Source organism: Flavobacterium panacis (assembly GCF_024649945.1).
In the GTDB taxonomy this organism is placed as follows: Bacteria; Bacteroidota; Bacteroidia; order Flavobacteriales; family Flavobacteriaceae; genus Flavobacterium; species Flavobacterium panacis.
This window is the reverse complement of sequence record NZ_JANKMS010000017.1, coordinates 68135-75527: the sequence shown is the minus strand read 5'-3', so window position 1 is coordinate 75527 and position 7393 is coordinate 68135. Positions and strand designations below refer to the sequence as shown.

The window sequence follows — 7393 nt, the reverse complement described above, 5'->3', positions numbered from 1 at the left end:
ATCCATCAAGAGCTTCAGCGGAGCGAAATATTTATAGAATACAAAACATATCATCCATCAAGAGCTCCAGCGGAGCGGAATATTTATAGAATACAAAACAATCATCCATCAAGAGCTCCAGCGGAGCGAAATATTTATAGAACACAAAATACATCATTCTATTAAGAGCTCCAGAGGAGCGAAATATCTATAGAATACAAAACATATCATCCATCAAAAGCTCCAGCGTAGCGAAATATCTATAGAATAAAAAACATATCATCCATCAAGATCTTCAGCGGAGCGGAATATTTATAGAATACAAAACATATCATCCATCAAGAGCTTCAGCGGAGCGAAATATTTATAGAACACAAAATACATCATTCTATCAAGAGCTCCAGCGGAGCGAAATATTTATAGAACACAAAATACATCATTCTATTAAGAGCTCCAGAGGAGCGGAATATTTATAGAACACAAAATACATCATTCTATTAAGAGCTCCAGAGGAGCGAAATATTTATATAACCCCAAGAATAAAACATCAACAAAAAACCATAATTATCCTACAAATTAAAATTATTAATTAGCTTTAATGACTAATAATTTTAATAAAAAAATGGCAAATACTTATTCTCAATTGTACATTCAAATTGTTTTCGCTGTAAAAGGAAGGCAAAACTTAATTTCATCAAAATGGAAAGATGAAATTTATAAATACATAACTGGAATTATCACTAATCAAAAACAAAAACTAATAGCGATTAACGGAATGCCAGATCATATTCATATCTTAGTTGGAATAAAACCAGACATTTCATTATCAGATTTAGTAAGAGACATAAAATCAAATTCTACTAAATTTATAAATGAACAAAAATGGATAAATGGAAAATTTGAATGGCAAACTGGTTTTGGTGCTTTTTCATATAGTCATTCACAATTAAATAATGTTATAAAATACATTCAAAATCAAGAGCAACATCATAAGACAAGAACATTTAAAGAAGAATATATTGAATTTTTAAAACTATTCAATATTGATTTTAAAAATGAATATCTTTTTGAAGAGGTTTAATATTGTTTCGCTCCGCTGGAGCTTTTCACTAGATTGTCAATTTAATAGCTATAAATATTTTGCTCCGCTGGAGCATTTTAAAATTAAAAACTTATTATTGATGAATTTAAAATTAATCGGGATATTGTTATTTACAAATATTTTGAGCTGTTTTGCCCAAAATGACACTTTGCAGAATCCGTATTTTAAATCCTATGATGATAAAATTACTGCAAGCATTTATTATTTAGATACTTCGAATAGTTTTGAAATTGCTTCAGATAATCAGGAACCTAAAATATTCTTAAATCTTATTCCCAATCGAAGAGAACAGATCGGTTTCAATTTAAATTATAAAATAATCGATGTTACAATTGGTTTTGCTCCTAAATTTCTAAGCAGGAACAAAGGCGATTCTAATTCAAAACACTTTAATTTCAACACTCGTTTTTATTATAAAAAATGGATGCAATCGTTTACTTTTATCAATCAAAAGGGATTTTACATAAGTGACGACAATATAACAGCACAGTTGCCTCGTATGCGAACCACTAAAATCGGTGGATCTACAGCTTACGTTTTCAACGATAAATTTTCTTTTAAAACATTAGTAAGTCAAAACGAATGGCAAACTAAGAGTTCTGGAAGTTTTATTCCGTCTTTTTCTTTTTATTACACAAACTTAGATTTAAATACTCCTGATTCTTCTCCTGGAGATATGTACGTATTTACATTGGCTCCTGCCTACTTTTACAATTTTGTAATTAGTGATCGGGTTCTAATTGGTGCTGGAATTGCTTTAGGTGCTGGAATTAATGATATCGACGGAGATACCTCAGCTTTGTATCAAGCCGATTTCAATCTAAAACTGGCTTACAATAAAGACCGCTTTTTTGGTTTTGCCAGTTTGAATACCGTAAGCTTTGCACAAGATGATAAAGTAGATCCAAGATTGAATGATAATATTGCTACTGTAAAACTTTCTGTTGGCTACCGATTTGATCCTCCAAAAAAAGTAAAAGAGATATACGATAAAGTCAATGAGAAAATCGGACTTTAACAAATCCAAAACCTCACAATCAATATGTTCTAAAAAATAATGCTTAAATTACAGAGATTTATACAAACTAAATTTCATCATTATGGCAAATCAGGAACAATTAAATCGAATGCAAACCGGAAAAGGATTTATTGCAGCATTGGATCAAAGTGGCGGTAGTACACCAAAAGCATTATCGCAATATGGCGTTGAAGAAAACAGCTATTCAAATGACGAAGAAATGTACACTCTTGTACATGAAATGAGAACCAGAATTATCAAAAGCCCTGCTTTTGAAAGTGAATATATCCTCGGAGCTATTTTGTTTGAAAACACTATGGACCGTAAAATCGACGGTCAATGGACCGCAGATTATTTATGGGAAAAGAAAAATATAGTTCCGTTTTTAAAAGTAGATAAAGGACTAACTGACCTTGCAAGCGGTGTCCAGCTTATGAAACCAATTCCGAATTTAGATGATTTATTGACTAGAGCCGTAGAGCGAAATATTTTTGGAACTAAAATGCGTTCTGTTATTAAAGAAGCAAATCCTGATGGAATTCGCGATGTTATAGAACAGCAATTCAGAGTCGGGTTACAGATTTTCAATAAAGGACTTATTCCAATTATTGAACCTGAGGTTGATATTTACAGTCCTGACAAAGCAAAATCGGAAGAAATTCTAAAACAGGAAATCAAAAAACAGTTGAATTCTTTGGACAAAGATGTAAAAGTAATGCTTAAACTATCTATTCCAACAATGAATAATTTTTACAAAGATCTAATTTCAAATCCGCATGTCGTTCGTGTTGTAGCACTTTCTGGAGGTTATTCGAAAGAAGAGGCCAATGACAAACTCGCACAAAATCACGGATTAATCGCCAGCTTTTCCAGAGCATTATCTGAAAGTCTAAACGCCAAGCAGTCTGATACTGATTTTAATACAGAACTTGCTAACACTATAAAAGCTATTTACAAAGCTTCAATTACTTAAAATCAATTTCTTTTAAATAAAAAAATCCCCGAAACTTCAATTTCGGGGATTTACTTTTTTAACTCGACTCTTATTTTGAAGCCATCATTTCATCAGCTAAATCTAGCGTTTGTAAAATGATGTTTTTATTCGATTGTGAAGAGTTTAATTTAAAGACAAACTTAAATTTATTGTCAATTAGTTTTTTTGGTGACTCTATTGCAAAGTCAGAAAACTGATTTGTAATTCTATTGATTCGAACTAAATCGTCTTGTTTCGCATTTTTACCAAAAGATTTTACTGTTTGTGCAATATCCAGCTTTCCATAGATGCTGTTTTTTCCTAAAACTTTCTTAGCATCACCAACAAAAGAACCATTTCCTGTTCTAAAATAATCTTTTGTATTCGCAACAACTACAACATCTTTGTCTTTCAAAATAAAAAGATCTCCGTATTCTTTCGCGCCTAAAATCTGGTAATAATCGCCATTTTGCGATAATAGCTTTTTACGAACGCCCAATTGTAAAAGCTTATCTCCAAATGTAGGATGCGTCGAAGTAAAAATCACAGAAAACAACGGGACTGATTTCTTCACTTTTTCCTCCGTTATTTTTTCTTCATAATTTTCATCATAACCGTATTTTTTGGTCATTACCTCAACTTCTTTCATTCCGTATAAAAAAGCGCTTAAATCGCCATCAAAAAGCTTAGCTGTAGCTTCTTCATCCACAATTGTAGAAATTAAATCGGTAATTAGTGTTATGTCTTCTTTTAGTAGTTTCGGACTTTGCAACATTTCTCCCATTAAAGACGGAAAGTTTTCAAGCGTCGCTTTTGTATTGAAATGATACGACATATATCCCAAAGGTTTCGCTGCTGGAAAATAATTGAAAATGTTCTTGTTGATTTTTCTATTACTGATTTTACCCACAACGGCTGCCATATCTTTAGAATATTCTACAAGTTCTTCGATTCTAGCATTGTCATTATCAAAATAAAAATCAAGATTTATTCCTTTTATAAAATTTCCGAAGTTTTTCTGCATTGGAAGATATTTATCCAAACCTCCCAAAACTGCCATCGGATAATTGTACATCGAATACAAACTCGAAATGGCGCCACCATAATCTACCCAAGTTGAAATATCTGCTGACTCATTTATTTTGGAAGAAGTTGGCGCAATAAAACCATTTTCAAATAAGTTTTTTATAATCTCTTTTTGACTTTCGGCCAATTTTTTATCAAACTCTGCTTGTTGAACTGTGTATTCTTCATACGGATTTCCATCGTACAAAGAATCTTTTTCAGTTTGAGCTGGATCATCAAATACAATTGGATCTGTATTTTTTGAAGCTGGCTCCGCAATTGTTGGCGGATTTTCAGTTGTTGGCACTCCGTAAGCAGGTACATCAACTACTGTTTCTTCATACGGCTCTGCAACTGCAACAGAATCTATTGCCACAGAAGTTTCTGCAAAATCATAAAATTTAGAAGGAAGTTTTTTAGTCAATTCAAAAACAACTAAATAATTGTCATTCCAGACAAAAGATCTTTTTAATCCTTTTGGTGTAAAAACAGCATATTTTCCAAAATCTTCAATCGAACCGTTTTTCCCATTTGCATTTTGTTTTTCAACCAAATATTGCCTAACCGCTTCTTTGTTTTTGATCGGAATTGTAAATTGATAATACGGGACACTATCTAAAAAACTGCCGTGAATGGTAATTTTTTGATCCATTTGAATAATCGAAGTATATTTTCGAAGATCAAAATCAGGTTTTTTACTGATGTATTTCGTTATAATTGGATGGTTCAATACTTCATCGATGCTAACTTTTTTAGAAAGCTGATTTCCGTTGAACTGTACAAAATAATCATGTTTTGCAACGTTTTGTCCAAAAGTCAAATAAGTGGCGAATAGTAAAAATAAGGTGTAAAAATGCTTCATAAATCAAGGCGTTAATTGGATGGAATTATTCATTAAAGTCGATTTCTTAAAAACGCTGTACATGCTTTGTTTTAAAAAAACGGTTTTTTTATTTTTTGAAATTTTGCTGTTCGCATTATCGACAGCCACAATATCTCGGTCAAAAGTATAAATAGAAGTTATGCTCGCTTCCTCAAGATCTTTCTTTTTCTTTGGATCGTTTGCCACTTTTTCTGGAACTGGATACGAAGCAATTCGCTGGAAATTTTTATCGCTTCCGCTAAAGTGAATCTGATCGCGCTGATTGTTTATGGTGTTGACTACAGCGTTTAATGCTTTTAGATTCGCGTAATTAAGTTTAATGATGAAAACATAATTTTGAAAATCAGTTTTTGTACTGACATTCGAAATTCCATCGATTTTTAAAGCTTTAGTTTTGAAATCTTCTAGTTTTTGAACGATTTCCTGTTCGTTCGGAATTTTCACACCGTCAACTTCTTCCAGCCAAATAGCCGATTTGGTCTTAAACCAAGACTTCGAAAAATCGATCATCAAAGTATATTCACCACTTTGATCGTCGTGGTGTTTGATTCTTTCTGTAATCTCAAAACAACTCGTTAAGAGCAGACAGCAAAATAAAGCGAGAATTTTCTTCATATTACAAATTTAGACGGAAATATTTGAAAAACCATGTTTTATCCAATTCAATATAAAAATTCAAATTTTTAGATAATATTAACGGATTCTCTCAGGAGCTAAACACCTTATTTTGTTCCTTTTTCAGTAACTTTGCACCGCTTGTAAAAAGTAACACAACTTCGAAAAAAAATAAAAAACAACTTCGGTTTTAGAAAGCAAGATTTATCAATCTGAATTCTAAAATCTAAAATCTAAAATGATATGTTCCCATTACAAAGAGGCAGAAGATTAAGAGTAAATGAATCCATTCGTTCTTTAGTACGTGAAACCAGTTTAAGTCCATCGGATTTTATGTTTCCAATGTTTATTGCTGAAGGCGAAAATGTAAAAGTAGAAATTCCATCAATGCCAGGAATTTTCAGAAGATCTATAGATTTAACGGTTGAAGAAGTAAAAGAACTTTTTGATTTAGGAATTCGCGCAGTTAACATTTATGTAAAAGTGAGCGAAAACCTAAAAGACAATACTGGAAAAGAAGCTTGGAATCCAAACGGATTAATGCAACAAGCTATTCGTGCGATAAAAGCAGCTTGTCCAGAAATGATCGTGATGCCAGACGTAGCTTTAGATCCTTATTCAATTTATGGCCATGACGGAATTATAACAAATGGTGATGTAGAAAACGACAGTACTGTTGATGCTTTAGTAAAAATGGCGGTTTCTCACGCAGAAGCAGGTGCCGATTTTGTGGCGCCAAGTGATATGATGGACGGACGTGTTTTACGCCTTCGCGAAGGTTTGGATGCTGCGGGATTTCAGAATGTTGGAATTATGAGTTATTCTGCTAAATATGCTTCAGCTTTTTATGGTCCATTTAGAGATGCTTTAGATTCTGCTCCAGTTGACACAACCGATATTCCGAAAGATAAAAAAACCTACCAAATGGATTATGCCAACCGCATCGAAGCCATTAAAGAAGCTTTGTCTGACGTAGAAGAGGGTGCAGATATGGTGATGGTAAAACCAGGAATTGCTTATTTGGATATTGTTCGCGAGATCAAAAACACGGTAAATGTTCCTGTAACGGTTTATCAGGTTTCTGGAGAATATGCCATGATCAAAGCAGCATCTGAAAGAGGCTGGTTGGATAATGACAAAATTATGATGGAACAATTAATGTGCATCAAACGTGCAGGTGCTAATCTTATTTCTACTTATTTTGCTAAAGAAGCAGCAATACTTTTAAAGAAATAAGATGAAAAAAGTTTTATTTTTATCGGCTGTTTTAGCTTTTGCTTCTTGTAAAAAAGAAAGTTCTGAAACTACAACAACGGAATCGGTTTCTGAAGGCGAATCAGCGAAAGCGAAAACTCCAGAAGAACTTGGAAAAGAACTTTTTGAAGGAACTGGAAATTGTTTTGCCTGTCATCAACCGGATCAAAAAGTAATTGGGCCGAGCATTAAAGAAATTGCCAAAATCTACAAAGACAAAAAGGGTGATATGGTCACTTTCTTAAAAGGAAATGCAGAACCGATCGTAGATCCAAGTCAGTTTGAGGTGATGAAAACCAATTTTGCTATTACTCAGGCCATGTCTGATGAAGAATTAAAAGCAATTGAAGCTTACATTTATAGTCAATTGAAATAGTGGCAACCCTTTTTCATTCAACAAATAATCTAATTTGATCTGCTAAAATCTGTGTAAATCTGCGTGAAATACTTTTGTGCATCGATTTCACGCAGATTTACAAAGATTAAAGCAGATTTACAAAGATT

Annotated in this window: 7 protein-coding genes; 5 read left to right on the top strand and 2 right to left on the bottom strand. The window is 32.8% G+C overall.

All coding sequences use genetic code 11. From position 1 onward, the window contains the following. Positions 1-601 precede the first annotated feature (601 nt). The 3 genes from tnpA (at position 602) to NQQ59_RS24075 (ending at position 3072) form a co-directional block, all read left to right on the top strand. Positions 602-1060 (top strand): IS200/IS605 family transposase, encoded by a 459-nt coding sequence (tnpA, locus tag NQQ59_RS24085; RefSeq protein ID WP_144216533.1) that lies wholly within the window; start codon positions 602-604, stop codon positions 1058-1060. A gap of 100 nt (positions 1061-1160) precedes the next feature. Then, positions 1161-2099 carry a DUF4421 family protein gene (locus tag NQQ59_RS24080; protein WP_144216531.1) on the top strand — a complete coding sequence of 313 codons (939 nt, stop codon included), beginning with the start codon at positions 1161-1163 and terminating at the stop codon, positions 2097-2099. An 82-nt stretch (positions 2100-2181) separates the two neighbouring features. Then, positions 2182-3072, top strand: a complete 891-nt coding sequence (locus tag NQQ59_RS24075; RefSeq protein ID WP_144216529.1) for a fructose bisphosphate aldolase — start codon at positions 2182-2184, stop codon at positions 3070-3072. A gap of 70 nt (positions 3073-3142) precedes the next feature. Here the strand turns inward: NQQ59_RS24075 and NQQ59_RS24070 are convergent, their stop codons facing one another. Together NQQ59_RS24070 and NQQ59_RS24065 are read right to left on the bottom strand one after the other, a co-directional pair. Continuing rightward, positions 3143-4999: a hypothetical protein gene (locus NQQ59_RS24070; RefSeq protein WP_144216527.1), complete on the bottom strand. Its 1857-nt coding sequence runs from the start codon at positions 4997-4999 to the stop codon at positions 3143-3145. A gap of 3 nt (positions 5000-5002) precedes the next feature. Further along, positions 5003-5635, bottom strand: coding sequence for a hypothetical protein (locus NQQ59_RS24065; protein WP_144216525.1), 633 nt, complete (start codon positions 5633-5635; stop codon positions 5003-5005). Positions 5636-5878: 243 nt separating this feature from the next. Between NQQ59_RS24065 and hemB the strand changes: the two genes are divergently transcribed. Together hemB and NQQ59_RS24055 are read left to right on the top strand one after the other, a co-directional pair. After that, positions 5879-6871: a porphobilinogen synthase gene (gene hemB / locus NQQ59_RS24060; protein ID WP_144216523.1), complete on the top strand. Its 993-nt coding sequence runs from the start codon at positions 5879-5881 to the stop codon at positions 6869-6871. A 1-nt stretch (position 6872) separates the two neighbouring features. Beyond that, complete coding sequence (locus NQQ59_RS24055) at positions 6873-7265, top strand: c-type cytochrome (RefSeq protein WP_144216521.1); 393 nt, start codon at positions 6873-6875, stop codon at positions 7263-7265. The last annotated feature ends 128 nt before the right edge of the window (positions 7266-7393 follow it).

What these genes read in the sequence shown, in the direction of transcription:
- tnpA (WP_144216533.1), top strand. Translation starts at nt 602, where the DNA reads ATGGCAAATACTTATTCTCAATTGTACATTCAAATTGTTTTCGCTGTA.
- NQQ59_RS24055 (WP_144216521.1), top strand. Translation starts at nt 6,873, where the DNA reads ATGAAAAAAGTTTTATTTTTATCGGCTGTTTTAGCTTTTGCTTCTTGT.
- hemB (WP_144216523.1), top strand. Translation starts at nt 5,879, where the DNA reads ATGTTCCCATTACAAAGAGGCAGAAGATTAAGAGTAAATGAATCCATT.
- NQQ59_RS24080 (WP_144216531.1), top strand. Translation starts at nt 1,161, where the DNA reads ATGAATTTAAAATTAATCGGGATATTGTTATTTACAAATATTTTGAGC.
- NQQ59_RS24070 (WP_144216527.1), bottom strand. Translation starts at nt 4,999, where the DNA reads ATGAAGCATTTTTACACCTTATTTTTACTATTCGCCACTTATTTGACT.
- NQQ59_RS24065 (WP_144216525.1), bottom strand. Translation starts at nt 5,635, where the DNA reads ATGAAGAAAATTCTCGCTTTATTTTGCTGTCTGCTCTTAACGAGTTGT.
- NQQ59_RS24075 (WP_144216529.1), top strand. Translation starts at nt 2,182, where the DNA reads ATGGCAAATCAGGAACAATTAAATCGAATGCAAACCGGAAAAGGATTT.